The 248-nt window shown below is 31.5% G+C and carries 1 protein-coding gene; it reads right to left on the reverse strand.

Features of this window, described 5'->3' with window-relative positions; translation table 11 throughout:
- The coding region (locus tag GB932_RS21995; RefSeq protein WP_231915942.1) for a hypothetical protein at positions 1 to 248 on the reverse strand (248 nt) is incomplete at both ends.

Genomic DNA, 248 nt, shown 5'->3' on the forward strand with positions numbered 1-248 from the left:
TAAATCCTAAGAAATCAAAGTTGTGGCCTCCATATGATTTTTTATAGTTAATGGAGTTATTCCAAGTGTAGTTAAATGTATAGAATGAATTTTTGTTCAATGAACCTGTTGGAACTTTGTTCACTGTAATATCCAGGTTTGAACCTTTTTTCAACCACTGAGTTCCCATGTACCAATCAAAAAGTCCGTTAAAGTTTGTTTTAAACTTCAGACCATCGATAATTTTATATTCTGCGAATAAAGTAACC

The sequence above is a fragment of the Microbacterium karelineae genome (genome assembly GCF_009745985.1).
GTDB classification, from domain to species: domain Bacteria; phylum Actinomycetota; class Actinomycetes; order Actinomycetales; family Microbacteriaceae; genus Microbacterium; species Microbacterium karelineae.